The sequence below is a fragment of the Pseudoxanthomonas daejeonensis genome, assembly GCF_010093205.1.
GTDB classification, from domain to species: domain Bacteria; phylum Pseudomonadota; class Gammaproteobacteria; order Xanthomonadales; family Xanthomonadaceae; genus Pseudoxanthomonas; species Pseudoxanthomonas daejeonensis.
This window is the reverse complement of sequence record NZ_PDWN01000013.1, coordinates 23,685-49,661: the sequence shown is the minus strand read 5'-3', so window position 1 is coordinate 49,661 and position 25,977 is coordinate 23,685. Positions and strand designations below refer to the sequence as shown.

General features: G+C 69.2%; 24 protein-coding genes and 1 pseudogene. 20 read left to right on the top strand and 5 right to left on the bottom strand.

All coding sequences use genetic code 11. The features are described 5' to 3' along the window. The first annotated feature begins 1 nt into the window (after position 1). The 4 genes from mobA (at position 2) to CSC65_RS13065 (ending at position 5,040) form a co-directional block, all read left to right on the top strand. Complete coding sequence (gene mobA, locus CSC65_RS13080) at positions 2-637, top strand: molybdenum cofactor guanylyltransferase (protein ID WP_162411023.1); 636 nt, start codon at positions 2-4, stop codon at positions 635-637. After that, complete coding sequence (locus CSC65_RS13075; protein WP_162411022.1) at positions 634-1,854, top strand: molybdopterin molybdotransferase MoeA; 1,221 nt, start codon at positions 634-636, stop codon at positions 1,852-1,854. The genes mobA and CSC65_RS13075 overlap by 4 nt, the downstream gene beginning before the upstream one ends. Before the next feature lie 138 nt (positions 1,855-1,992). Next, positions 1,993-3,132: a molybdopterin-synthase adenylyltransferase MoeB gene (gene moeB / locus CSC65_RS13070; protein WP_162411021.1), complete on the top strand. Its 1,140-nt coding sequence runs from the start codon at positions 1,993-1,995 to the stop codon at positions 3,130-3,132. Positions 3,133-3,201: 69 nt separating this feature from the next. Next, entirely contained in the window at positions 3,202-5,040 is a 1,839-nt protein-coding gene (locus CSC65_RS13065; protein ID WP_162411020.1) for a monovalent cation:proton antiporter-2 (CPA2) family protein, read from the top strand. Between the two features lie 27 nt (positions 5,041-5,067). Here CSC65_RS13065 and CSC65_RS13060 read toward each other — a convergent pair whose 3' ends face one another. Beyond that, positions 5,068-5,856 carry an alpha/beta hydrolase gene (locus CSC65_RS13060; protein WP_162411019.1) on the bottom strand — a complete coding sequence of 263 codons (789 nt, stop codon included), beginning with the start codon at positions 5,854-5,856 and terminating at the stop codon, positions 5,068-5,070. After that, entirely contained in the window at positions 5,849-6,145 is a 297-nt protein-coding gene (locus CSC65_RS13055) for a DUF1244 domain-containing protein (protein ID WP_162411018.1), read from the bottom strand. Before CSC65_RS13055 ends, CSC65_RS13060 begins: the two co-directional genes overlap by 8 nt. 78 nt (positions 6,146-6,223) lie before the next feature. On the opposite strand from CSC65_RS13055, the gene folD reads away from it, so the two are divergent. From folD to tadA, 6 genes and pseudogenes are all read left to right on the top strand, one after another. Then, on the top strand, positions 6,224-7,105 hold the full coding sequence (gene folD, locus CSC65_RS13050; protein ID WP_162411017.1) for a bifunctional methylenetetrahydrofolate dehydrogenase/methenyltetrahydrofolate cyclohydrolase FolD: 882 nt from the start codon (positions 6,224-6,226) through the stop codon (positions 7,103-7,105). Positions 7,106-7,270: 165 nt separating this feature from the next. Then, positions 7,271-8,731, top strand: a complete 1,461-nt coding sequence (gene guaB, locus CSC65_RS13045) for an IMP dehydrogenase (RefSeq protein ID WP_162411016.1) — start codon at positions 7,271-7,273, stop codon at positions 8,729-8,731. Positions 8,732-8,870: 139 nt separating this feature from the next. Continuing rightward, positions 8,871-10,439 (top strand): glutamine-hydrolyzing GMP synthase, encoded by a 1,569-nt coding sequence (gene guaA / locus CSC65_RS13040; RefSeq protein ID WP_162411015.1) that lies wholly within the window; start codon positions 8,871-8,873, stop codon positions 10,437-10,439. A gap of 77 nt (positions 10,440-10,516) precedes the next feature. Then, positions 10,517-11,503: an aldo/keto reductase gene (locus tag CSC65_RS13035; RefSeq protein ID WP_162411014.1), complete on the top strand. Its 987-nt coding sequence runs from the start codon at positions 10,517-10,519 to the stop codon at positions 11,501-11,503. Then, positions 11,503-11,943: pseudogene (locus CSC65_RS16255) on the top strand (GNAT family N-acetyltransferase); the annotation flags it as partial. The gene CSC65_RS13035 and the pseudogene CSC65_RS16255, both read left to right, overlap by 1 nt. A gap of 75 nt (positions 11,944-12,018) precedes the next feature. Continuing rightward, positions 12,019-12,528, top strand: a complete 510-nt coding sequence (gene tadA / locus CSC65_RS16250; protein WP_274379415.1) for a tRNA adenosine(34) deaminase TadA — start codon at positions 12,019-12,021, stop codon at positions 12,526-12,528. Between the two features lie 89 nt (positions 12,529-12,617). On the opposite strand, the gene CSC65_RS13025 is transcribed toward tadA, so the two are convergent. Further along, positions 12,618-13,079, bottom strand: coding sequence for a DUF2721 domain-containing protein (locus CSC65_RS13025; protein ID WP_162411012.1), 462 nt, complete (start codon positions 13,077-13,079; stop codon positions 12,618-12,620). Positions 13,080-13,165: 86 nt separating this feature from the next. Between CSC65_RS13025 and orn the strand changes: the two genes are divergently transcribed. After that, on the top strand, positions 13,166-13,726 hold the full coding sequence (orn, locus tag CSC65_RS13020; RefSeq protein ID WP_162411011.1) for an oligoribonuclease: 561 nt from the start codon (positions 13,166-13,168) through the stop codon (positions 13,724-13,726). A 100-nt stretch (positions 13,727-13,826) separates the two neighbouring features. Here orn and ppsA read toward each other — a convergent pair whose 3' ends face one another. Then, entirely contained in the window at positions 13,827-16,199 is a 2,373-nt protein-coding gene (gene ppsA, locus CSC65_RS13015) for a phosphoenolpyruvate synthase (protein WP_162411010.1), read from the bottom strand. A 144-nt stretch (positions 16,200-16,343) separates the two neighbouring features. Between ppsA and ppsR the strand changes: the two genes are divergently transcribed. The 7 genes from ppsR (at position 16,344) to CSC65_RS12980 (ending at position 22,258) form a co-directional block, all read left to right on the top strand. Further along, positions 16,344-17,165: a posphoenolpyruvate synthetase regulatory kinase/phosphorylase PpsR gene (gene ppsR, locus CSC65_RS13010; protein ID WP_162411009.1), complete on the top strand. Its 822-nt coding sequence runs from the start codon at positions 16,344-16,346 to the stop codon at positions 17,163-17,165. 102 nt (positions 17,166-17,267) lie between these two features. After that, the gene (locus CSC65_RS13005) at positions 17,268-17,780 is read left to right on the top strand and encodes a DUF1249 domain-containing protein (RefSeq protein WP_162411008.1); all 513 of its coding nucleotides are present in this window, start codon (positions 17,268-17,270) and stop codon (positions 17,778-17,780) included. Positions 17,781-17,807: 27 nt separating this feature from the next. Beyond that, positions 17,808-18,830 carry an LLM class flavin-dependent oxidoreductase gene (locus CSC65_RS13000; protein ID WP_238390395.1) on the top strand — a complete coding sequence of 341 codons (1,023 nt, stop codon included), beginning with the start codon at positions 17,808-17,810 and terminating at the stop codon, positions 18,828-18,830. Between the two features lie 205 nt (positions 18,831-19,035). Continuing rightward, the gene (locus CSC65_RS12995; RefSeq protein ID WP_162411007.1) at positions 19,036-19,245 is read left to right on the top strand and encodes a cold-shock protein; all 210 of its coding nucleotides are present in this window, start codon (positions 19,036-19,038) and stop codon (positions 19,243-19,245) included. Between the two features lie 119 nt (positions 19,246-19,364). Further along, positions 19,365-20,051, top strand: coding sequence for a glutathione S-transferase family protein (locus CSC65_RS12990; protein ID WP_162411006.1), 687 nt, complete (start codon positions 19,365-19,367; stop codon positions 20,049-20,051). Between the two features lie 50 nt (positions 20,052-20,101). After that, positions 20,102-21,658 (top strand): protein adenylyltransferase SelO, encoded by a 1,557-nt coding sequence (locus CSC65_RS12985; RefSeq protein WP_162411005.1) that lies wholly within the window; start codon positions 20,102-20,104, stop codon positions 21,656-21,658. A 66-nt stretch (positions 21,659-21,724) separates the two neighbouring features. Next, positions 21,725-22,258: an adenine phosphoribosyltransferase gene (locus tag CSC65_RS12980; protein ID WP_162411004.1), complete on the top strand. Its 534-nt coding sequence runs from the start codon at positions 21,725-21,727 to the stop codon at positions 22,256-22,258. Positions 22,259-22,303: 45 nt separating this feature from the next. On the opposite strand, the gene CSC65_RS12975 is transcribed toward CSC65_RS12980, so the two are convergent. Further along, positions 22,304-23,365 carry an AraC family transcriptional regulator gene (locus CSC65_RS12975; protein WP_162411003.1) on the bottom strand — a complete coding sequence of 354 codons (1,062 nt, stop codon included), beginning with the start codon at positions 23,363-23,365 and terminating at the stop codon, positions 22,304-22,306. A gap of 119 nt (positions 23,366-23,484) precedes the next feature. On the opposite strand from CSC65_RS12975, the gene CSC65_RS12970 reads away from it, so the two are divergent. After that, positions 23,485-24,759, top strand: coding sequence for a parallel beta-helix domain-containing protein (locus CSC65_RS12970; protein WP_162411002.1), 1,275 nt, complete (start codon positions 23,485-23,487; stop codon positions 24,757-24,759). Continuing rightward, positions 24,752-25,957, top strand: coding sequence for an SO2930 family diheme c-type cytochrome (locus CSC65_RS12965; RefSeq protein WP_238390394.1), 1,206 nt, complete (start codon positions 24,752-24,754; stop codon positions 25,955-25,957). Before CSC65_RS12970 ends, CSC65_RS12965 begins: the two co-directional genes overlap by 8 nt. Positions 25,958-25,977 lie beyond the last annotated feature (20 nt).

Below are 25,977 nucleotides of genomic sequence, written 5' to 3'. Positions count from 1 at the left end.
GATGACGGCGGTGCGGGCCGCCCAGACACCGGTTAACGGGCTGCCGACCCTGGGCCTGCTGGCCGGCGGTCGCGGCACGCGGCTCGGTGGCGTCGACAAGGCCTGGCTCGTGCGCGACGGGCTTCCCCAGGTACTGCGGTTCGCTCGGCGTTTCCCCGGGGAAACCGGTCCGGTGCTGGTCAGCGCCAACGGTGACCTGCAGCGCTACGCCGAGGCGGGATTGCAGGCGGTTGTCGACCGGCTGGATCCGGGCAGTGGGCCGCTGGCGGGAATCGACGCGTTGGCCGCCGCCTGCAGCACCGAGTGGCTGTTGATCCTGCCGGTGGACCTGTTCGACGTGAACGACTGCCTGCTGCGTACCCTCGCCAGTGGTGCGACCGGGAACGGTGCCTTGGCCGAGGACGACGACGGCCTGCAGCCCCTGGTAGCCCTGTACCGCTGCGAAGCCCTGCGCCGCGAGCTGCCCGCGATGATCGCCGAGGGCGACCTGGCACCGCGCAACCTGGCGCGGCGCCTGGGCCTCTCGCGCGTGCGCCTGACGGGCGTACGCTTCGGCAACCTCAACACGCCACGGGACCTGGCGACGGCATGCATGGAGCTGCCCAGGCCATCCGGCGATCCGACAGGCCCTGAATGAGCGAAACGTTCCCGACCCGCATTTCCCTGGCCGAAGCGCTGCAGATCGTACGCACGGCCGCCGGCGCGCGGCGCCTGGAAGCCGAACGCGTCGCCACATCGCGCGCCGACGGCCGGGTGCTGGCGGATGACGTGGTCGCGCCCGTCGCGCTGCCAGCCTTCGACAACAGCGCGATGGATGGCTTCGCGCTTCGCCATGCCGACCTGGCCGCGCAGGACGGCACGACGTTGCGACTGGCGGGCGAACAGTTCGCGGGGCGCGACCTGGGCCTGCAGCTTGCGGCCGGCGAATGCGCGCGCATCACCACCGGGGCGCCCTTGCCGAGGGGCGCCGACACGGTGCTGATCAAGGAGAACGCGGTCATTGCGGGTGACCGGGTGACGGTACCCGCCGGGCTGGCGCGCGGTGCCCACGTGCGCCTGCGCGCCGAAGACGTGGAGGTAGGCGATGTCGTCCTCTGCACCGGGCAGGTGCTGACGCCGGCACGGATCGGCCTGGCCGCTTCGCTGGGCATCGACCGCTTGACGGTGGCCGCGCGTCCGACGGTGGCGGTGTTCACCAGCGGCGACGAGCTCGTCGAGCCCGGTCTGCCGCTGGAAGCCGGGCAGGTCTACAACAGCAACCGCGAACAGCTCATGGCCCAGTTGCGCGCGCTGGGGCTCGAGCCGGTGGCCTGGCCGACGCTGCCGGACGATCCGGCGCGGATCGAAGCGATGCTGGCCGACACGGTCGCCAGCTTCGATGTCGTCCTCACCTGCGGCGGCGTCTCGGCCGGGGAGAAGGACCACCTGCCGCGCTGGCTGCAGGCCCACGGTCGCATCCTGTTCTGGAAGGTGCGGATGCGACCGGGCATGCCGGTCCTGTTCGGCGAGGCAGGAAAGGCCATGGTGCTCGGCCTGCCTGGCAATCCGGTCTCGGTGCTGGCGACCTTCACCATGCTCGGCCGAGAGCTGCTCGATACGCTGCAGGGCCGCAGCGAACCGCGTCCGCGCTGGCGCGCGCGGCTGGCCTCGTCCTGGCGCAAGCGGCACGAGCGGCTTGAACTCCTGCGCGGCCAGCTCGTGCAGGGTGGGGACGCCGCGCTGCAGGTCCATCCCAATCCGGCCGACGGTTCGCATCGCCTGCGTGCCGCCGCCGGCAGCGACGCGTTGATCGTGCTGGAGGAGGGCGCGCGCGACTATGCGGCGGGCGACCTGGTTGAGGTCGTGACGCTCTGACGCCCATGGCCGGCGCGGCGGTGCATCGCTGCGAACCGGGATCGCCTGGCGCGCCGCAGCGGTGCACGCCACTCGAGAAACACAGCCCCGCGACGCGTGGTGCTTCCGCCCGTCATCCGCGCGGTCGATAATCGGGCCATGGCCATTTCCGAGATCACGCCGTCGCAGGCGCGCGAACGCCAGCATCACGGTGCCGTGCTGGTGGACATCCGCGACGCACATGAGCGCTTGGCCGGCCAGGCGGAGGGGGCGATCGCGATCGCCAAGTCCGAACTTGAGGGCGCCCATGCAAGCCACCTGCCGGGGGTGGAGCGCCCCGTCCTGCTGATCTGCCAGTCAGGGCGGCGTTCTGCCGCCACCGCGGCGGTGCTGCAGGACGCCGGTTACACCGACGTGCACTCGATCGCGGGCGGCACGACCGCCTGGATCGCCGAGGGGCTGCCGGTCGTGCGCCCGCGGCTGGATGCCGACGAAGCCGATTTCCTGGAGCGCTATTCACGGCACCTGCGCCTGGCGGAAGTGGGAATCGAAGGCCAGCGCCGGTTGCAGGACTCGCACGTGCTGCTGGTGGGTGCCGGCGGGCTGGGTTCCCCCGCGGCCTTCTACCTGGCCGCGGCAGGCGTGGGCCACCTGCGCCTGGTGGACGACGACGTGGTCGACCGCAGCAACCTGCAGCGCCAGATCCTGCATGTGGAGGCCGCGATCGGTACCGCCAAGGTCGAATCGGCGAGCGAGCGCCTGGCCGCGCTCAATCCGCGCGTGCGCATCGAGCCGGTCGCCGCCCGGGTGACCGCGGCGAACGTCGAGGCGTTGCTCGACGGTATCGACGTGGTGGTGGATGGTTCGGACAACTTCCCGTTGCGCTACCTGCTCAACGATGCCTGCGTGAAGCTGGGCAAGCCGCTGGTGTATGGCGCGGTGCAACGTTTCGAAGGGCAGGCCAGCGTGTTCGACGCCGGTCGCCACCGCGGACTGTGCCCCTGCTACCGTTGCCTGTTCCCGGAACCGCCCCCGCCGGAGTTCGCGCCCAGCTGCGCCGAAGCCGGCGTACTGGGCGTGCTGCCCGGCATCGTGGGCCTGCTGCAGGCCAACGAGGCGATCAAGCTGCTGCTGGGCATCGGCGAGTCGCTGGCTGGACGCCTGCTGCAGTTCGACGCACTGGCGATGCGGTTCCGCGAACTCCGCCTGGCACCCGATCCCGATTGCGCGGTCTGCGCGCCGGGCCGGTCGTTCCCGGGCTACATCGACTACGCTCGCTTCTGCGCGACCGGCGGCTGACACGCGGCGGCGCGTGTCGCATGGAAATCGCGCCGGCGCGAACGCCGGCCTGAAAAGGAAAGGATCGGGATGGCGGTCGAAGGCACCACCGGAAGCGAGCTGGTCAGTATCGTCGCGCTGCTGGGCGCAGCGGTGGTCATGGTCCCGATCTTCAGGCGACTGGGGCTCGGCTCGGTACTGGGTTACCTGTGCGCCGGGCTGCTGATCGGGCCGTTCGGCCTGCGCTGGTTCACCGACCCGCAGGCGATCCTCCACGTGGCCGAGCTTGGCGTGGTCATGTTCCTGTTCGTGATCGGGCTGGAGATGCGCCCATCGCACCTGTGGGGACTGCGCCGGGAGATCTTCGGCCTTGGAACGCTGCAGATCGGCGTGTGTACCGCGGTGCTGACCGGCGTTGCGATGTTGCTGGGGCTGCCGCCCCGGACGGCGTTCATCGGTGCGGCCGGTTTCGTCCTGACCTCGACCGCGATCGTGATGCAGCTGCTCAGCGAGCGCGGCGACATCGCCTTGCCGCGCGGGCAGAAGATCGTCTCGATCCTGCTGTTCGAAGACCTGCTGATCGTGCCGTTGCTGGCACTGGTCGCATTCCTGTCGCCGCTGCCCCACGACGATGGCGGCGGCCGCTGGGTCGGGGTGGCGATCGCCGTGGCGGCGCTTGCCGGACTGGTCGCGGCGGGGATCTGGCTGCTCAACCCGCTGTTCCGCCTGCTGGCGGCGGCGAAGGCGCGCGAAGTGATGACCGCCGCGGCCTTGCTGGTGGTGCTGGGCGCGGCACTGCTCATGGAGATCGGCGGGCTGTCGATGGCGATGGGCGCGTTCCTGGCCGGCGTGCTGCTGTCCGAATCCACCTTCCGGCACCAGCTCGAAGCCGATATCGAGCCGTTCCGCGGCCTGCTGCTGGGCCTGTTCTTCCTCGCGGTGGGCATGGCGCTGGATCTGGCCGTGGTCGCCGCGAACTGGCCGCTGATCGCGTCGGGCGTGGTCGCGATGATGGTGGCCAAGGGGGTGTGCATCTACGCGGTCGCGCGGATCACGCGCAGCGGGCGTGGCGAGGCGCTGGATCGCGCCGTGCTGATGGCGCAGGGCGGCGAATTCGCTTTCGTCCTGTTCGCCGCCGCGCAGATGGCCGGCGTGATCGATTCGCCGGCCAACGCCAATCTGACCGCGATCGTGGTCCTCTCGATGGCCTTGACCCCGCTGGTGGTGCTGCTGGTGCGCCGTTTCGTGCGGACCGAGGCGAAGTTGTCGATGGACGGCATCGACGCCGCCGAAGGCCTGGGCGGCAGCGTGCTGATCATCGGCTTCGGACGTTTCGGCCAGGTCATGAGCCAGGCGCTGCTCGCGCGCGACGTCGACGTGACCATCATCGACACCGACATCGAGATGATCCGCAGCGCCGGCGAGTTCGGCTTCAAGGTCTATTACGGTGATGGTCGGCGGCTGGACGTGCTGCACGCGTCCGGTGCCGGCACCGCGCGTGCGCTGGCGGTGTGCATCGACGACCGCGCCGCGGCCAACCAGATCGCCGAGCTGTGCCACGGTCATTTCCCGCAGGCCAAGGTGCTGGTGCGGGCCTTCGACCGCGAGCACGCGCTGGAACTGGTCGCGCTCGACGTGGATTACCAGATCCGCGAGACCTTCGAGTCGGCCGTGCGCTTCGGCCAGGCCGCGCTCGAAGCCCTCGGCGTGGACGCCGACGAGGCCGCTCGCGTGAGCGAGGAGATGCGGCGCCTGGATGCGGAGCGCTTCAGCCTGGAAGTGGCCGCCGGCGACATCCGCGCCGGGCGTCCGCTGATCATCGGCAACACCGCGCCGGCCACGCCGACGCCGTTCACCACGCCGCGGCGCGAGTCGCAGCGGCTGGACGCCAGCACTGGCGGCGACGCCGCGGGAGAGGGCGGCACCTGACCGCCAGCGCCGGGATGCTGCGGTGGATCAGCGCATGAATCCGGCCAGCGCCTCGCCATAGCGAGGATCGTCGGAAAGGTCGTTGTGGCCGCTGTCCGGGAAGTCCACCACCCGTGGCGGCCGCGGCAGCGCGGCCAGCAGGCGGTCGGTATTGCCCGGCGGGACGACCTGGTCGCGACCGGCGCGCAGGACCAGTACGCGGCCCTGGTACCCACGCAGGTATTCGGCGGATGGATAGCGCTCGTCCATCAGCAGGCGAACGGGCAGCCAAGGGTAGTGCGCCTGCCCGACCTCGGCCAGCCCGTCGAACGGGGTGACCAGGGCGAGGCGATCGACCGGACGCCGCGAGGCCACCCAGGCCGCCACGCCGCTGCCCAGGCTGCGTCCGACCACGCCAATGTCGCCATCGGGGTGGCGGCGCCGGACCTCGTCGTAGAGCGCCAGGGCGTCAGCCCGCTGGGCTTCCTCCCCCGGCTCCCCCTCGCTGGCGCCATAGCCGCGGTAGGCGACCAGGTAGACCGTGCGGTGTCCGAACCACTGCGCGAACGGTTCGCGCCAGGCTTCGATCCGCTCGGCGTTGCCGCCGAAGTAGACCAGGGCATCGTTGCGCCCCGGGTTCACCCGCCAGCCGCGCAGGCGGATGCCATCGGAATGCAGTTCGAAGTCGGTCGCTTCGGTGCCGACCCGGGTATGGCCGGGATGGTAGACCAGGTCGCGCTGGCGCGCGTACATCAGCGCGCTGATGGCCGCGTATCCGACCAGCACCAGCAGTCCGGCCGCGAGCAGGACCCGGCCCGGGCGCAGCCGCTCAGCCATGGCGCTGGCGTGCCGCCTCGAAGGCGGCGAGCTGCTCGGGCGTGGCTTCTGCCTGGTGGCGCTGCTTCCATTCGGCGAACGGCATCCCGTAGATCGCCTCGCGCGCCTGCTCCTTGTCCATCGGTTCGCCGGCGGCCTGCGCGGCTTCGCGGTACCAGTCGGCCAGGCAGTTGCGGCAGAACCCGGCGAGGATCATCAGGTCGATGTTCTGCACGTCGGTGCGCGCCTCGTTGAGATGGCGCAGCAGCCGGCGGAATGCGGCCGCCTCCAGTTCCACGGTGTCGACCATGGTCGTCCTCCCTATCTGGCCGTAGCCGAATCGGGGACAATGTGCCGATTCCACGCCCCCAGCCGCAAGCATTGCCCGATGACAGCAGCGCCGATCACCGCCCGCATCCTCGATGGCCGCCGGGTTTCCGAAGACCTGCTCGACGGGCTCAAGGTGCGGGTCGACGCCCGCGTGGCCGCGGGCCGTTCGCGGCCGGGCCTGGCCGTGGTGCTGGTGGGGTCGGACCCGGCGTCGGCCGTGTACGTGCGCAACAAGCGCCGCGCCGCCGAGAAGGTGGGCATCGAGGCGTTCGACTACGACCTGCCGGCGGGTACCTCGGAGGCCGACATCCTGGCCCTGATCGACCGGCTCAACGCCGACCCGGAGATCCACGGCATTCTGGTCCAGCTGCCGCTGCCGGGCATTCCCGATGCCACCGGCCTGATTCGGCGGATCGATCCGCGCAAGGACGTGGACGGTTTCCATCCGGAGAACGTCGGCCACCTGGCCCTGCGCCAGTTCGGGCTGCGGCCGTGCACGCCGCGCGGGATCATGACCCTGCTGGCGCACACCGACCGGCCGGTGCGTGGGCGCAACGCGACGATCGTGGGTGTCAGCAACCATGTGGGGCGGCCGATGGCGCTGGAGCTGCTGATCGCCGGCTGCACGGTGACCAGCTGCCACAAGTTCACCCCGGCCGAGGTGCTGGAGGCACGGGTCCGCGACGCCGACATCCTGGTGGTCGCGGTCGGCCGTCCGGGCATCGTGCCGGGCGAATGGGTCAAGCCGGGTGCGGTGGTCATCGACGTCGGCATCAACCGCCTGGACGACGGCCGCCTGGTCGGTGACGTCGGCTATGCCGCCGCCGCGGTGCGTGCCAGCTGGATCACGCCGGTGCCCGGCGGGGTCGGCCCGATGACCGTCGCCACGCTGATGCAGAACACGATCGAGGCGGTCGAGGCACTCGAGCAGGGCGCCTGACCCCGGGCCGGGTAACTCCGGAGACCGGGAGCCCGTGCCGGGGCCGGTCCGCGCGACCGGGCCGTGCAGGCGCCATCCGGAGAATGCAGCGTGTCGCCTGGCAGGCAGGCGGGGGCGCCCCATTCGCAGGTATAATGGCGCGCTTCCCCACATCCGGGTATGCCGATGCTCCGCATCCAGGCCGAAGCACTGACCTACGACGACGTTTCGCTCGTCCCCGCCCACTCCACCGTGCTGCCGAAGGATGTCGACCTCGGTACGCGGCTGACCCGCGACCTGCGCATCAACCTGCCGATCGTCTCGGCGGCGATGGACACCGTCACCGAGGCCCGCCTGGCCGTGGCCATGGCGCAGCTGGGTGGCATCGGCATCCTGCACAAGAACATGACCGCCGAGCAGCAGGCGGCCGAAGTGGCCAAGGTGAAGAAGTTCGAGTCCGGCGTGATCCGCGACCCGATCACCGTGCGGCCCGACACCACGATCCGCGAAGTACTTGCGCTGACCCGCGCGCGCAACATTTCCGGTGTGCCGGTGGTGGACGACGCGGGCCAGCTCACCGGTATTGTCACTCGCCGGGACATGCGCTTCGAGACCGAGCTGGACGATCCGGTCCGCCACATCATGACCAAGAAGGACCGCCTGATCACGGTCAGCGAGGGCGCCAGCGACGAGGAAGTGCTCAAGCTGCTGCACCGCAACCGGATCGAGAAGGTGCTGGTGGTCAATGGCGATTACGCGCTGCGCGGCCTGATCACGGTCAAGGACATCCAGAAGAAGACCGACAACCCCAATGCGGCCAAGGACGCGTCCTCGCGACTGCTGGTCGGCGCGGCGGTGGGCGTGGGTGGCGACACCGAACAGCGCGTCGAAGCGCTGGTCGCCGCCGGCGTGGACGTGATCGTGGTCGATACCGCCCATGGCCATGCGCAGGCGGTGGTCGACCGCGTGGCCTGGGTCAAGAAGAACTTCCCGCAGGTGCAGGTGATTGGCGGGAATATCGTCACCGGCGAGGCCGCGCTGGCGCTGTACGACGTCGGTGCGGACGCGGTCAAGGTCGGCGTGGGTCCCGGTTCGATCTGCACCACGCGCGTGGTCGCCGGCGTGGGCGTGCCGCAGATCACCGCGGTGGACCTGGTGGCCGAGGCGCTGCAGGACCGCATCCCGCTGATCGCCGACGGCGGCATCCGCTATTCGGGCGATATCGGCAAGGCCATCGCGGCCGGTGCCTCGACCGTGATGATCGGTGGCCTGTTCGCCGGCACCGAGGAATCGCCGGGCGAGATCGAACTGTTCCAGGGTCGCAGCTACAAGAGCTATCGCGGCATGGGCTCGCTGGGCGCGATGGAGAAGGGTTCCAAGGACCGTTACTTCCAGGATGCCTCCGACGCCGACAAGCTGGTTCCGGAGGGCATCGAAGGGCGCGTGCCGGTGCGTGGCCCGCTGTCGGGCGTGATCCACCAGCTGGTCGGCGGTCTGCGCGCCACCATGGGCTATGTCGGTTGCGCGGACATCGCGCAGATGCGCAGCAAGCCCAAGTTCGTGGTGATCACCGGCGCCGGCCAGCGCGAAAGCCACGTCCACGACGTGCAGATCACCAAGGAACCGCCGAACTACCGGATGGGGTGAGGCAGGCCGCTTGCGCGGCACTGCCGCGCGGTCTGCCGAACGCCCGGCCACGAATGGCCGGGCAGGGCGATCCGAAGTCCGCCATGTCCCGCCAGGGATGGCCACCACAACCCAAAACGAAGAAGCGCTCCGCCCGCCGATGACCGACATCCACAGCGACAAGATCCTCATCCTCGACTTCGGCGCGCAGTACACCCAGCTGATCGCCCGGCGCATCCGCGAGCTCGGCGTCTACTGCGAGATATGGGCCTGGGACCACGACCCGGCGCAGATCGCCGAGTTCGCGCCGAAGGGCATCATCCTGTCCGGCGGCCCGGAGTCGACGACCGAGGACGGTTCGCCACGCGCGCCGCAGCAGGTGTTCGATGCCGGCCTGCCGGTGCTGGGCATCTGCTACGGCATGCAGACCATGGCCAAGCAGCTCGGCGGCGAGACCGAAGCGGCCGACCAGCGCGAGTTCGGGCATGCGGAAGTTTCGCTGGTGGCGGCCGACCGCCTGTTCGAGGGATTGAAGGACCATCCGGGATCGCCGCCGCGTCTTGATGTGTGGATGAGCCACGGCGACCACGTCTCCGTCGCGCCACCGGGCTTCACGGTCACCGCGAAGACCGACCGCATCCCGGTCGCCGCCTTCGCCAACGACCGCCGCGGCTGGTACGGCGTGCAGTTCCACCCGGAAGTCACCCATACCAAGCAGGGCCAGGCGCTGCTGCGCCGCTTCGTGGTCGACATCTGCGGCTGCCAGACGTTGTGGACGGCCGAGCACATCATCGAGGACCAGATCGCGCGGGTGCGTGCGCAGGTCGGCACGGACGAGGTGATCCTTGGCCTGTCCGGTGGCGTCGACTCCTCCGTGGTGGCCGCGCTGCTGCACAGGGCCATCGGCGACCAGCTGACCTGCGTGTTCGTCGATACCGGCCTGCTGCGCTGGCAGGAAGGCGACCAGGTGATGGCGATGTTCGCCGAACACATGGGCCTCAAGGTGATCCGGGTCAACGCGGCGGAGCGCTACTTCACCGCGCTGCAGGGCGTGGCTGACCCCGAAGCCAAGCGCAAGATCATCGGCAACCTGTTCGTCGAGATCTTCGAGGAAGAATCGAACAAGCTGAAGAACGCACGGTGGCTGGCGCAGGGCACGATCTACCCGGACGTGATCGAGTCTGCCGGCAGCAAGACCGGCAAGGCGCACGTGATCAAGAGCCACCACAATGTCGGTGGGCTGCCCGAGCACATGAAGCTGGGCCTGGTCGAGCCGTTGCGCGAACTGTTCAAGGACGAGGTGCGGCGCCTGGGCGTGGAGCTGGGCCTGCCGCGCGCGATGGTCTATCGCCATCCGTTCCCGGGCCCGGGCCTGGGCGTGCGCATCCTCGGCGAGGTCAAGCCCGAGTATGCCGAGCTGCTGGCCAAGGCCGACGCGATCTTCATCGACGAGCTGCGCAAGGCCGACCTGTACGACAAGACCTCGCAGGCGTTCGCCGTGTTTCTGCCGGTGAAGTCGGTCGGCGTGGTCGGCGACGCGCGCGCCTACGAGTGGGTGATCGCGCTGCGCGCGGTGGAGACCATCGACTTCATGACTGCGCATTGGGCGCACCTGCCGTACGAGTTTCTCGGCAAAGTGTCCAACCGGATCATCAACGAGCTGCGCGGCGTCTCGCGCGTGGTCTACGACATCAGCGGCAAGCCGCCGGCCACGATCGAGTGGGAGTGAGCTGCGCGCAGCCGCCCCATGCTGCCGGACGCCGCGCCTTGCGGACGGCACCGGCAACCCACTGACAGGAGTCGTCCATGCGTTCCAGAGCCTTCGGCCGTACCGGCCGCAACGTCGGCGAGATCGGCTTCGGCGCCTGGGCCATCGGCGCGGCGTGGGGCAAGGTCGACGACGCCGAGTCGGTGGCCGCACTGCATGCGGCGCTGGATGCGGGGCTGGACTTCATCGACACCGCCGACGTCTACGGCGACGGCCACTCCGAGCGGCTGATCGCGCGGGTGCTGAAGGAACGCGGCGGCGAGCGCCCGTTCGTGGCGACCAAGGCCGGCCGGCGCCTGCCGCAGCAGACCGTGGAAGGCTACAGCGCCGACAACCTGGAGGCGTGGATCGACCGCAGCCTGCGCAACCTGGAGGTCGAGGTGCTCGACCTGGTCCAGCTGCACTGCCCGCCGACCGATGCGTACTACCACCCGGAGGTGTTCGAGCGGATGGAGCGGCTGGTCGAGCGCGGCAAGCTGCGCCACTACGGCGTCAGCGTCGAGCGGGTGGAAGAGGGCCTCAAGGCGATCGAGTACCCGGGCGTGGCCAGCGTGCAGATCATCTACAACATGTTCCGCCATCGGCCGGCCGGGCTGTTCTTCCGCCAGGCGCGGCAGCGCAACGTGGCCGTGATCGTCCGGGTGCCGCTGGCCAGTGGCCTGCTCAGCGGCAAGTTCAGCGCCGACACCCGGTTCGAGGCCGATGACCACCGCCAGTTCAACCGCCACGGCGAAGCCTTCGACGTGGGCGAGACCTTCGCCGGCGTGCCGTACGAGGTCGGCCTGGCCGCAGTGGAGAAGCTGCGGCCGCTGGTGCCCGAAAGCGCCACCTTGGCCCAGCTGGCGCTGCGCTGGATCCTGATGGACGAGGCAGTGACGGTGGTCATCCCCGGTGCGCGCAATCCGCAGCAGGCGCGGGCGAACATCGCCGCCGCCAGCCTGGACGCGCTGCCACCGGAGACGATGGACGCGGTGGCCCGCATCTACGAACAGGACATCAAGCCGTACGTCCACCAGCGCTGGTAATGGATATCGACGATCCCACCCTCCGCATCGCTCCCGCCGAAGGGGCCGACCGCGACGCGCTGGCCGACCTGCTCGTGGAAACCGTGGCCGGCAACGGCTCGGTGGGTTTCATGCATCCGCTGGGCCTGGGCGAGGCCCGGGCTTTCTGGGACGACGCGCTGGAAGCGGTGGTGCGCGGCGAACGCATCGTCCTGTGCGCCTGGCGCGACGGCGAGCTGCTGGCCACCGGCTCGCTGGCACTGGTATCCGCGCCCAGCCAGCCGCACCGTGCCGAGCTGACTAAGGTGATGACGACCACTGCGGCGCGTGGATCGGGCATCGGCGCGCAGTTGGTGCGAGCGCTTGAGCAGGCTGCGCGCGAGCGGGGCCGCCGCCTGATCACCCTGGATGTGTCCCTGGTCGAGGGCGCGACTGCGTTCTACCGGCGCCTGGGCTACAGCGTCGCCGGGGACATTCCCGAGTACGCGCACAAACCGCTGGGCGGACTGGGCGCGACGCGGGTGCTCTGGAAGCTCCTGGACGCGCGCGAGCCGGTCGCGACGGCCGTGGTCGACCCGGCGGTGGACGAGCGCTTCATGCGCCACGCGCTGTCCCTGGCCGAACGCGCGGAGAACGAGGACGACGAGATCCCGGTCGGCGCGGTGCTGGTATCGCCGGCGGGCGAGGTTATCGGCGAGGGCTGGAACCGCAACATCACCGAGCACGATCCCACCGCCCATGCCGAGATCATGGCCATGCGCCAGGGCGGCAAGCGCCTGGGCAACCACCGGCTGGTGGGCTGCACCCTGTACGTGACCCTGGAGCCGTGCGCGATGTGCGCCATGGCCCTCGTGCACGCGCGGGTCGCGCGCCTGGTCTACGGCGCGGGCGACTCCAAGACCGGGGCGTGCGGCAGTGTCTCGGACCTGGTGTCCGATCCGCGCCACAACCACCGCGTGCAGGTGCAGGGTGGGGTACTGGGCGAGGAGTCGGGGCGGCGCCTGACCAATTATTTCCGCAGCAAGCGCGGCAAGCCGCCGCTGTAGCGCGGCCATGTGCGATGGCGAGCTGCGTCCGGAATCCTGGCCAGCCACGCCCTCGCTGTCGATGCGCCGGGCGTGGGGCAGGGCCCGCTCTACGGAATCGGTTTGGGTGCGACCGGCCGGTGATCCATCTCCTCGTTGATCGCGGTGACGGCCAAGGTCGATTCGCGTGCCAGCAGGATGCTGGCCGCGAACATCGAAAGCACCCCGGCCGACGCCAGCCAGATCGGCAGCGCTCCCAGGCGGTGCCCGGTGAACGTGTCGACCGACACCGCCAGGCTGGTACCGACGAAGCAGCTGATCGCCCCGTACAACAGCTGTCCGGCGCGCAGGATGTTCAGGCTGCGCCTGCGCTGCAGGGCGATGCGCCGTTCGTACAGGGCGCGCTCGATCTCGTCTTCGATCAAGGCCAGCTCGCGCAACAGGGTGCGGGCGCGGTCGATGATGCGTGCCAGGCGGTTGTTGGCCGACAGCAGCAGGGAGGCGGTGGCGGTCAGGAAGAACGCCGGCGCCAGCATCGCGGCGAGCACGGCATGGATGTTCGCGGAGTCCATGGAACGGCCGGTAATGGGGTCTGCGCTATCATGCCAGCCCAAGCGCGGCCCGCAAGGACGCGACACGACCACCGGAATGGACGCACATGGGCATAGCCGCAGGACAGGACCGCCTGATCTGGATCGACCTGGAGATGACCGGGCTGGATACCGGCGGAGATTCGATCCTCGAGATCGCCACCGTGGTCACCGACTCCCAGCTCAACGTGCTGGCCGAGGGGCCGGAACTGGCGATCGCCCATCCACTGGCTGCGCTGGAGGCGATGGACGAGTGGAACCGCAACCAGCACCGGAAGTCCGGCCTGTGGCAGCGCGTGCTCGACAGCGACGTCGGTATCGCCCAGGCCGAGGCGCGCACCGTCGCCTTCCTCAACCAATGGGTGCCGGCGAAGGCATCGCCGATGTGCGGCAACTCCATCTGCCAGGACCGCCGCTTCCTTCACCGCCTGATGCCGCGGCTGGAGCAGTACTTCCACTACCGCAACCTCGACGTGAGCACGCTCAAGGAGCTCGCGCGGCGCTGGGCGCCGGACGTGCTGGCGGGCGTGCGCAAGCAATCCGCACACACTGCCCTGAGCGACGTGCATGATTCGATCGACGAGCTGCGCCACTACCGCAGGCACCTGGCGCAGCTGGCCGGCGGCTGACGACGCGGCATAGCGGACACGGCACGGCTTCGCAGCTGCCGCGGTGGCTCAAAAAAAGGCCCGCCTTCCGGCGGGCCTTCTGCTTGCAGGGCGCGGCGGATCAGCCCGCTTTGGTCTTGGCCAGCCGCAGCCAGGTATCGACCACGGTATCGGGATTCAGCGACACCGATTCGATGCCTTCGGCCATCAGCCATTCGGCCAGGTCGGGGTGATCGGACGGCCCCTGGCCGCAGATGCCGACATACTTGCCCCTGGCCCGCGCGGCCTTGATCGCCATCGACAGCAGCTTCTTCACCGCAGGGTTCCGCTCGTCGAACAGGTGGGCCACGATCGCCGAATCGCGGTCCAGGCCCAGGGTCAGCTGGGTCAGGTCGTTGGAGCCGATCGAGAAGCCGTCGAAGATGTCCAGGAACTCGTCGGCCAGCAACGCGTTGGACGGCACCTCGCACATCATGATGATCTTCAGGCCGCGCTCGCCCTGGCGCAGGCCGTTGGCGGCCAGCACCTCGATGACCTTGCGGCCTTCCTCGAGCGTGCGCACGAACGGGATCATCACCCACAGGTTGTCCAGGCCCATCTCGTTGCGGACCTTGAGCACCGCCTTGCATTCCAGCGCGAAGGCGTCGGCGAAGGAGGGATCGACATAGCGGCTGGCGCCGCGGAAGCCGATCATCGGGTTCTCTTCCTCCGGCTCGTAGCGGTGGCCACCGATCAGGTTCGCGTACTCGTTGGACTTGAAGTCCGACAGGCGCACGATCACCGGGTGTGGCGCGACCGAGGCGGTGAGGGTGGCGATGCCCTCGACCAGGCGATCCACGTAGAACCCGACCGGATCGGAATAGCCGGCGATCTTGGCGTCGATCTTCTTCTTCGTTTCCGCGTCCTGCTTGCCGTATTCCAGCAAGGCCTTGGGATGCACGCCGATGTGGCTGGCGATGATCATCTCGAGCCGGGCCAGGCCGATGCCGGCGTTGGGCAGCTGGCCGAAGTCGAACGCGCGCTCCGGGTTGGCGACGTTCATCATGATCTTGAGCGGCGCCGGCGGCATATTGCCCAGGTCGGTGGTGGTGCGCTCGAAGGGCAGGGCACCGGCGTAGATGAAGCCGGTGTCGCCCTCGGCGCAGCTGATCGTGACCTCCTGGCCGTCGGCGATCTTCTCCAGGCCGTTGCCGGTGCCCACCACCGCGGGCACGCCCAGTTCACGGGCGATGATCGCCGCGTGGCAGGTGCGGCCGCCGCGGTTGGTGACGATCGCGCTGGCGCGCTTCATCACCGGTTCCCAGTCCGGATCGGTCATGTCGGCGACGAGCACGTCACCGGGCTGGACCCGGCTCATGTCGTCCAGCGAACGGACCACGCGGGCCACGCCGCTGCCGATCTTCTGGCCGATCGCGCGACCCTCGGCGATCACCTCGCCACGCTGCGACAGCGTGTAGCGCTCGATCTGGGTGGCCTTGGCGCGCGACTTCACCGTTTCAGGGCGGGCCTGGACGATGAACAGCTTGCCGCTGACCCCGTCCTTGGCCCACTCCACGTCCATCGGCCGGCCGTAGTGCTGCTCGATCACCAGCGCCTGCCGGGACAGCTCCTCGACGTCGGCATCGGAGATCGAGAACTTTGTACGCAGCTCAACCGGGGCGTCCTCGGTGCGCACGCGCTCGCCGGGCTGGTCCGAATAGACCATGCGCAACGCCTTGCTGCCCAGCGCGCGGCGCAGGATCGCCGGCTTGCCCTGGCGCAAAGTGGGCTTGTAGACGTAGAACTCGTCCGGATTGACCGCGCCCTGCACGACCATTTCGCCCAGCCCGTAGCTGGAGGTGACGAAGACCACGTCCCGGAAACCCGACTCGGTGTCCAGGGTGAACAGCACGCCGGACGCGCCCACGTCCGAGCGCACCATCAGCTGCACGCCGGCCGAAAGGAACACGTCCTCGTGCTTGAAGCCGTGGTGCACGCGATAGGCGATCGCACGGTCGTTGTAGAGACTGGCGAACACTTCCTTGACCTTGTGCACGACATCGTCGGCACCGGTGACATTGAGGAAGGTTTCCTGCTGGCCGGCGAACGATGCGTCCGGCAGGTCCTCGGCAGTGGCCGAGGAGCGCACGGCCACGGCCACGTCGCCGCCGCCGTTGTCGGCACACAGCTGCGCGTACGCGGTGCGGATGTCGCGATCCAGCTCCGGCTGCAGCGGGGCATCGATCACCCAGCCGCGGATCTCGCGGCCTGCCGCAGTCAGCGCCGGCACGTCCTCGACGTCCAGCGTGGCCAGCTTGTCGAAGATCCGCTTGGAGAGGTCGTTGTGGGCGATGAACGCCTTGAACGCCTCGGAGGTGGTGGCGTAGCCCCCGGGAACGGACACGCCCAGGCCGGCCAGGTTGCCGATCATTTCGCCGAGCGAGGAATTCTTGCCGCCGACGCGGGCCAGGTCGGCCAAGCGCAGCTCGTGCAACCACAGGATGTTCTGGTTCAAGTGCGATGCTCCGTAGAGCCACCGCCCGGCCGGGCAGTGGCCGCCGTCCCGAGATATGTGGAACCGTTATGATGCGCCCCAGCATCCAGGCATATCAATCTTGTAAATGCGGCCGTTTTGGTGTGAGACGGAGAAAACGATTCCATGACCAGCATCCGCCCGGTGTTCTACGTCTCCGATGGCACCGGTATCACCGCCGAGACCATCGGCCACAGCCTGCTTACCCAGTTCAGTGGCTTCCAGTTCCTCACCGACCGGCTGGCCTTCGTCGATGACGTCGACAAGGCGCGCGAGGCGGCCGGGCGCATCCACGCGGCGGGCGTCCTCCACGGGGTGCGGCCGATCGTGGTCAACTCCTGCGTCGATCCGCAGCTGAGCCTGACCCTGGCCGAGAGCGGCGCGCTGATGCTGGACGTGTTCGCGCCCTTCATCGAGCCCCTGGAGCGCGAGCTCGAGCAGCCGCGGCAGTCGCGGGTGGGGCAGGCGCATGGCATGGTCGATTTCGAGACCTATCACCGCCGCATCAACGCGATGAACTATTCGCTGAGCCATGACGACGGCGTGGCGCTGGACTATGACGAGGCCGACGTGGTCCTGGTCGGCGTGTCGCGCGCGGGCAAGACGCCGACTTGCGTCTACCTGGCGCTGCACTACGGGATCAAGGCGGCGAACTATCCGCTGACCGATGGCGACCTGGAGAGCGATCGTCTGCCGCCGCGGCTCAAGCCGTACCGGCGCAAGCTGTTCGGCCTGACGATCGATCCGGAGCGGCTGCAGCAGATCCGCCAGGAGCGGCGGCCGGATTCGCGTTACGCGCGGCTGGATACATGCCGGCGCGAAGTGCAGGCGGCCGAAGCGATGTTCAGCCTTGAGCGGATCCCGACGCTGAGCACGACCCATACCTCGATCGAGGAAATCTCGGGCAAGGTCCTGTCGACGCTGGGGTTGCAGAGGGAAATGTTCTGAGCCGACAGGGGATCACACCCCCAGTGGCTTCCCCAAGGTAGGCCTGTGTGCGTTCACGGTCAATGCTGCCGCGCCCGTTGCACAGCGTGTAGCATCGGTCGCATGCAGCAGGTCACCCCACACGGCACGCGCATCCCGAGATTGAGCCGCTTCGGCTGGCTGATGGCGCTGTACGCGGAAAACCACGCGCGGTTGCAACGCCTGTTCGCGCCGGCACGCCTGGGCGAGGGCAGCTACCTTTCCAGCGTGGGCGACGGCCTGGACGTGCGCCTGGACGTACTCGAGCGCCATCCGTACACGCTCGAACTTCGCCTGACCTACGACCTGCGCGATCCGCTGACCGGCGAACCGGATCCTTCGGCCTACCTGCGCCTGTACAGCGACGCGCGACAGGTGGAAACCACCCACTGCTACGTGGGTCGTCGCTGGCAGGACGTGATCGGCCTGTATCCGCCGCCGGCCGAACTGGTTGGCCATCGCCTGCGCATGAACACGTTCCTGGGCAAATGGCTCGAGTACCTGGCCGAGCGGGGCCATGGTGTGGCCACGCTGGCGCCCGCCACCGCGCGCCTGGCCGGGCCAGCCACGCCGGTGCGCGAGGCGGCGCGGCGATAGCGACGTAGTGAACGCCTGGCAGCCCGCGTGACGCAGACCATTCCACTCTCGGTCCTGGACCTCGCACCGGTGTGCGAAGGCAGCGACGTGGCCACCGCGCTGGGCAACAGCCTGGACCTGGCGCGCCATGCCGAGGCGCTGGGCTACCGGCGCTTCTGGCTGGCCGAACACCACAACATGCCCGGGATCGCCTCCGCGGCGACGGCGGTGCTGATCGCGCACATCGCCGCCGGTACGCGCGCGATCCGGGTGGGCGCCGGTGGAATCATGCTGCCCAACCATTCACCGCTGCAGGTGGCCGAGCAGTTCGGCACCCTGGCCGCCCTGCATCCGGGCCGGGTCGACCTGGGCGTGGGCCGCGCGCCGGGGACCGACCAGGCCACCGCGAAGGCCCTGCGCCGCTACTTCGACAGTGCCGAGCGTTTTCCGCAGGACGTGCAGGAACTGCTGGGCTACTTCCAGCCAGCCCAGCCCGGACAGGCGGTACGCGCCGTGCCGGGGGCGGGACTGGAGGTACCGGTCTGGATCCTGGGCTCCAGCCTGTTCGGGGCGCAGCTGGCCGCGGCCCTGGGCCTGCCTTTTGCCTTCGCCTCGCATTTCGCGCCCGACGCGATGGAGCAGGCATTGATGCTCTACCACCGCGACTTCCGGCCATCGGCGCAGCTGCGCCAGCCGCACGCGATGCTGGCGGTGAACGTGATCGCCGCCGGCAGCGACGAGGAAGCCCGGCGCCTGTTCACTACCGCCCAGCAGGCGTTCGTGAACCTGCGGCGCGGCCGCACCGGCCTGATTCCCGCGCCGATCGACGACATCGAGGCCTATTGGACGCCGGAGGAGAAGGCCGGAGTCGAGCGGGCGCTGGCCTGCAGCGTCGTCGGTGGTCCGGAGACCGTGGCCCGGGGGCTGGCGGCGTTTGCCGCCCGGCACCGCCCGGATGAATTGATGGTGGTGGCCAACATCCACGATCATGCCGCCAGGGTGCTGTCGTACCAGCTCGCTGCCCGGGCTTGGGGGCTGCCGCCCGGGCCCGTCGCGCCTCCTCCTGAATAGGCGGGCAGCCCGGACTCGCTATTCAGCGGAAATCCGGGTATGGTGCGCGCACTGTGTTTGCATGGGTCACCGTGAATCGTGGCCTGGTGCAGTCGATCTGACGATCCGCTACATCGTTCCGCTTTGCCAACGCCTGCAACCCAGTACCGTCGCGGATGTGCCGCGCTCGGTTTTCCATTTAAAAGTTGATAGGAGTTAGCAAATCATGTCCGATCGTCAGACTGGTACCGTCAAGTGGTTCAACGACGCCAAGGGCTTCGGCTTCATCACCCCGGAGAGCGGTGCCGACCTGTTCGTGCATTTCCGTTCGATCCAGGGTTCGGGCTTCAAGTCGCTGCAGGAAGGCCAGAAGGTCTCCTTCATCGTCGTGCAGGGCCAGAAGGGCCTGCAGGCCGACCAGGTTCAGCCGCTGTAATTGCGTCGACCTGCCGCAAGGCCGGTCACCACGAAACGCCGGGGGCGCAAGCCTCCGGCGTTTTTCGTTGCGGGCAGTGAAATGCGAGGATGGGGCATTCCCCCGCATCCGGCGCCGCCATGATCACCGTCCACCATCTGGAAAGCTCCCGCTCCCAGCGCGTGCTGTGGCTGTTGGAGGAGCTGGCCTTGCCGTATCAGCTGGTGCGCTACGCACGCGACCCGGTCACGATGCTGGCGCCGCCGGCGCTGCGTGCGGTGCATCCGCTCGGCAAGTCGCCGGTGCTGGTCGACGACGGCCACACGCTCGCCGAATCAGGCGCGATCCTCGAATACCTGGTCGAACGCTACGACACCACCCACGCGTTCTCGCCGACTCCGCTGCCGGTGGATTCGTCCGAACGGCTGCAGTATCGCTACTGGATGCATTACGCCGAAGGTTCGGCGATGCCGCCGCTGCTGCTGAGCCTGGTGCTTGCGCGGATCCGCGCCGCGAAGATGCCGTTCTTCGCCCGCCCGGTCGCCGAGCGGATCGTCGGCAAGGCGATGTCCGGCTTCGTCGGGCCGCAACTGAAGCTGCACCTGGACTGGATGGAAAGCTCGCTGGCCCGCTCCGGTGGCTGGTTCGGCGGCGAACGGTTCACCGCGGCCGACATCCAGATGAGTTTCCCGGTCGAAGCGGCCGCGGTGCGCGGCGGGCTCGAGCGGCATCCGGCGCTGGCGGGTTTCCTGCGGCGCATCCATGAGCGACCGGCCCACCAGCGTGCGCTGGCACAGGGTGGGCCGTTCGCGCTTTCGGCGGGCTGAAGCGGCGGGCGTGGCCTACGGAAACCGCGCGACGCCCCCATCTGGTCAGCATGCAGATCCAATTCGACAACGCCTTCCTGCGCGAGCTGCCCGGCGATCCGGAATCGGGGCCGCGCATACGCGAAGTAGAGGCGGCGGCCTGGTCGCGGGTGGATCCGGCGCCGGTTTCCGCTCCGCACCTGCTGGCCTGGTCGCCGGAGGCCGCGGCGCTGGTCGGCCTGGATGCGGCCGATGTCGCCGCGCCGGACTTCGCCCGCGTGTTCGGCGGCAATGCCCAGCTGCCGGGCATGCAGCCGTGGGCAGGCAACTACGGCGGCCACCAGTTCGGCAGCTGGGCCGGGCAGCTGGGCGACGGCCGCGCGATCTCGCTGGGCGAAGCCCTCGGTGCGCAGGGGGCGCGCTGGGAACTCCAGCTCAAGGGCGCTGGCCGGACGCCTTACTCGCGTTTCGCCGATGGCCGGGCCGTGCTGCGCTCGTCGGTGCGCGAGTTCCTGTGCAGCGAGGCGATGCACCACCTGGGCGTGCCGACCACGCGTGCGCTGTCGCTGGTGGGCACCGGCGAAGGCGTAGTCCGCGACATGTTCTACGACGGCCATCCGCGACCGGAGCCGGGCGCGATCGTGTGCCGCATGGCGCCGACCTTCCTGCGCTTCGGCAGCTGGCAGTTGCCGGCTGCGCGCGGCGACGTCGCGCTGCTGCGGCGCCTGACCGACTACACGCAGCGGTATCACTTCCCGGAGCTGGCCGGCCAGGGCGAAGCAGGCGATGCGGAATGGTTCGCGCAGGTGTGCGAGCGCACCGCATGGATGGTCGCCGGCTGGATGCGGGTCGGCTTCGTCCACGGCGTGATGAACACCGACAACATGTCCATCCTCGGCCTCACCATCGACTACGGTCCCTACGGCTGGGTCGAGGACTACGATCCGGACTGGACCCCCAACACCACCGACGCACAGGGTCGGCGCTACCGCTTCGGCACCCAGCCGCAGGTCGCGTACTGGAACCTGACCCGGCTGGCGCAGTCGCTGGCCCCGCTGTTCAAGGAGGTCGCACCACTGGAGGCCGGCCTGGCGCGCTTCGGGCGGGCCTGGGACCTGGCCCACCGCGACCTGGTCGCGCGCAAGCTGGGGCTGGCCCATTGTCGCGACGAGGACCTGCGCCTGTTCGCAGAGCTGCAGCAGTTGTTGCAGGAGGGGCAGGTCGACATGACGCTGTTCTTCCGCGCGCTCGGCGAGCACGAAGCGGCCGGCGCGGACCGGGCGCCGTTCGCGGAGGCTTTCTATGACGCGGACGCGCGCGCCGGGATCGAGGCGTCACTGCTCGGATGGCTGAAACGCCACCGGGCCAGGCAGCTGGACGACCCGCTCGATGCGGAGCAGCGGCGCGAAACGATGCGCCTGGCCAATCCGCGCTACGTCCTGCGCAACTGGCTGGCGCAGGAGGCGATCGACCGTGCCGAGCAGGGTGACTCCGCCGGGATCACCGAATTACTGGACGTGATGCGGCGGCCATACGAGGAACAGCCTGGTCGCGGGCACTACGCCGGCGCACGACCGGAGTGGGCGCGGCACCGCGCGGGCTGTTCGATGCTTTCATGCAGTTCATGACCCACGGTTGCGTCAGCATCCAGGGGAATGGACCGGAATCGGCCGACAGGACGAGGAGACTTTGCGATGGATGATCCGAAGACGCCGGAATGGGCGGCGCTGATCCGGGACGTGCCGGATTTCCCTTCGCCGGGAATCATGTTCAAGGACATCGTGCCGCTGCTGGCCGATGCGCATGGGCTGGCTGCGATGGTGTCGGCGCTGGGTGCGCCGTGGCGCGATGCCGGAATCCAGGCCGTGGCGGGGGCGGAGTCGCGCGGCTTCATCCTCGGCGCGGCGCTGGCACGGGAACTGGAGGCCGGTTTCGTGCCGCTGCGCAAACCGGGCAAGCTGCCGGGCGCGCTGCTGGAAGAAGCCTACGCACTGGAGTACGGCAGCGATCGCCTGCAGATCCAGGCCGATGCGCTCGCGAGCGGTACGCGGGTGCTGCTGGTCGACGACGTGCTGGCCACCGGCGGCACGCTGGCCGCGGCCGCGCGGCTGCTGCAGCGCCAGGGTGCACAGCTGGTGGGCGCGGCAGTGCTCGTCGAGCTCATGGAACTGCGCGGTCGCGAACGCTGGACCGCAGCGGCGCCCCTGCGTGCGCTGCTGCGGGCCTGAACCCGAACGCCTGCGGCCAGGCGCTGCGTTATCCGCCGGGGCGCGTCAGGAAGTGCGGCTGCGCATCGCGCGCGGCGCCAGGCCGGTCCAGCGCTTGAACGCACGCCGGAACTCGCGCGGATCGTGGAATCCGATGGCCGCGCCGACCGCGGCGACATTGGAGCCGGGACCGGTCAGCAGGCTTTGCGCGGTATCGCGTCGCAACCGGTCATGGATTTCCTTGTAGCTGGTCCCGGCATCGTGCAGGTAACGACGCAGGGTGCGTTCGTTCACGTGCAGCTCGGCGGCGATGTCGAGCAGTCGCGGTGCGTCGGCCAGCTGCAGTCGCACCAGCTGCTCGACCGCGGCCACGATTTCGCTGGAGGGCCGCACGGCCGGCATCTGCTGCTGGCACAGTTCCAGCACCTGGCGGGCCGTGGACGGGTTGTTGGCCGGCATCGGCGCGCCGAGCCAGCTTGCGTCGATGACGACCCGGTTGCTGGCCGCCTCGAAGCGCACCTCGCAACCAAACAGGCGTTCGTACTCGCCGGCATACGCCGGGGCCGGGTAGGCCAGTTCGACCAGGGCCGGGACAAAGCGCGGTCCGAGCAGGCCGCGGCAGAGCATCAGGCTGCTGGCGAACAGCTCCTCGCACAGGAACGGTTCGATATCGGGTTCGGGCGTGCCCATGCGCGCGGTCATCGCCACGCCCGGGCCCCCGCCCTCCGGCACCTGCGCTTCCAGCTGCAGCTGCAGCTCCATCATCGCCCCGGTGATGGGCGCGAACTGCACGCCCAGGCGCAGCGCCTCGCCGAAACTCCCGGCGGTCATCATCGCAAGCCCGAGCAGGCCGAAATGGCCCACGTCCTGGGCCGTGCCCAGCGCGAGGCCGTGTCCATCCCCCGGGAGCGTGCGCAGGGCGCGCCCGACGATCTCGCAGGCCTGGCGGTAGGAGAGGTAGACGGGGGTTTCGGTAACGAACTGCGCGCGCTCGAGCCGCAGGCCCTCGAACCAGCCATCACAGGGCACGTCCATCCGGTCGGCCATGGCGACCAGGCCGGCGACGATCCCGCACTTGATGTTGGCGCCGTGGAGGGGCAGGGCGTCCAGGGGGGCTTTTGGCGTCATCGATCACAACCTGTCCGCTTTACCCCCCTCATTATGCCGGCTTTGCCCTCGCGTACGCCCCCGGATGCAGCGGAGACTGGGGGACGGCCACATGATCGTGGCATCGACGGGGAGGGACCATGGCGAAGCGGGGCAAGGGCAGGGGCGCAGCAGGCGCGCGGGGATGGAAGCAGGGCGCTCCGGCGCTGCTGGTGGCCGCGTTGGCCGCGGTGCTGGCCGGCTGCGGCGACGGCGGTCCCGGGCACGTCCCGAGCGCGACCGTGGCCGAGGGCGATGCCGCCTTCGCCGACGTCCTGCGCCAGAAGCTGCTCGACGCCAAGCCCGGCGATGTCATCGAAGTGCCGGCCGGTCGCTTCACGTTCGACCGCAGCCTGAGCCTGCGCGTGGACAACGTGACCCTGCGCGGCGCGGGCCAGGACAAGTCGGTGCTCAGCTTCAAGGGGCAGAAGGCCGGCGCCGAGGGCCTGCTGGTCAACGCCGACCATTTCACGATCGAGAACATCGCGATCGAGGACGCCAAGGGCGATGGCCTGAAGATCAACGAGGCCGAACACATCACCATCCGCGGCGTGCGCGTGGAGTGGACCGGTGGGCCGAAGACCTCCAACGGCGGCTACGGCCTTTATCCGGTCCGCACCCGCAACGTGCTGATCGAGGATTCGATCGCGATCGGCGCTTCGGATGCGGGCATCTACGTGGGCCAGTCGCGGGACGTGATCGTGCGCAACAGCCGCGCCGAGTACAACGTCGCCGGCATCGAGATCGAGAACACGATCAACGCCGACGTCTACGGCAACGTGGCCACCAACAATACCGGCGGCATCCTGGTGTTCAACATGCCGGCGCTCAAGCAGCCTGGCGGCAACGTGCGCGTGTTCAAGAACCAGGTGTTCGCCAACAACACCGGCAACTTCGGCGCCAAGGGCACGCCGGTGGCGAGCGTTCCGGCGGGTACCGGCGTGGTGATCAATTCCAATGACGATGTCGAGATCTTCGACAACGACATCAAGGACAACAAGACCGCCAACATCATCGTCTCCAGCGTCTACTCGACGGGCTACAGCGCCGACAGCCGTTCGGAGAGCTTCGATCCGTACCCGGAGCGGATTTCGGTCCACGGCAACCGGCTCTCGGGCGGCGGCGACGCGCCCGACGGCTTCGACCTGAAGGCGCTGAAGGTCGCGCTGTTCGGGCTCAACGGGCGCCTGCCCGACGTGCTCTGGGACGGTTACGCGAACGCGGAGCTGGTCGAAGGGCCGCAGATCTGCCTGCATGACGTGTCCGGCGTGGTCAATGCCGATGGCCCGAATGGCTACAAGAACCCGACCAGCGACGCGACGCCGTTCGGCTGCACGCTGCCGCCGCTGCCGCAGGTGGACCTCAAGCGTGGTTGATCGGCCGTCCCGCGGGCGTGGCCCGCTGTCCAGACTGGTGGCCCTGGCAGGCGCGGTGGCGCTTGCCGCGGGGCTGGTTTCCGGCTGTCGTCCTGCGCACCCGCCGCCGGTCGCGTTCCATGCCGAAGGCCAGCCGGAATCGCTTTCCGAATGGCATCTCTTCGACATGGCCGATGGGCGGCTGGAATTGAACGAACGGGTCCTGCCCTACGACCTCAATTCCGCCCTGTTCACCGACTACGCGCACAAGCTGCGCACGGTCTGGATGCCCGAGGGAACGTCCGCGCACTACGACGCGAACGAAGCGTTCGATTTCCCGGTCGGCACGATCATCAGCAAGACCTTCTATTACCCGCGCATCGAAGGCGAGCCGCGCGACAGCCAGGCCGTGCTGCGCAGCCAGGGGCACGAGGGCCAGCTGCCCGGCGGGCAGCTGGAACTGGACAAGGTGCGGCTGCTCGAGACGCGGTTGCTGGTGCGGCGCGAGTCGGGCTGGGTCGCCTTGCCCTACGTCTGGAACGCCGAGCAGACCGAGGCCAGGCTCATGCGCGCCGGCGACCTGGTGCCGCTGACCCTGGTGGACGCCAGCGGCTCGCGTGAGGAAGCCGCCTACCAGGTGCCCGACCAGAACCAGTGCGCCGGGTGCCACGTCAGCGACCTGAGTACCCGTGAGTTCCAGCCGATCGGCCCCAAGGCCCGCCACCTCAACCGCGATCTCGCCTATCCCGGCGTCGATGGCGAGGCGGTGGTCGCCAACCAGCTGGCGCAATGGCAGCGCATGGGCTACCTGGACGGCCTTCCCGAAGCCTCGGCGGTGCCTCGCGTCGCCAACTGGCAGGATGCGGCGGAGAGCGTCGATGCGCGGGCCCGGGCCTACCTGGACATCAACTGTTCGCACTGCCACAGCGCAGCCGGGCCAGGCAACACCTCGGGGTTGTGGCTGGCCAGCGATGTCAGCGAGCCACTGCGCCTGGGGCGCTGCAAGCTGCCGATCGCCGCGGGCCATGGCACGGGCGACCGGCGTTTCGACATCGTTCCCGGCAAGCCGGACGAGTCGATCCTGACCTACCGGATGATCAGCACCGATCCAGGGGTGATGATGCCGGAACTGGGCCGCAGCGTGACGCACGCGGAGGGGGTCGAGCTGATCCGCGAGTGGATCGCGGCCCAGCACGGCGAGTGCGGCAATACAGGGTAAGTCGACCGCGTTTCCAGCAA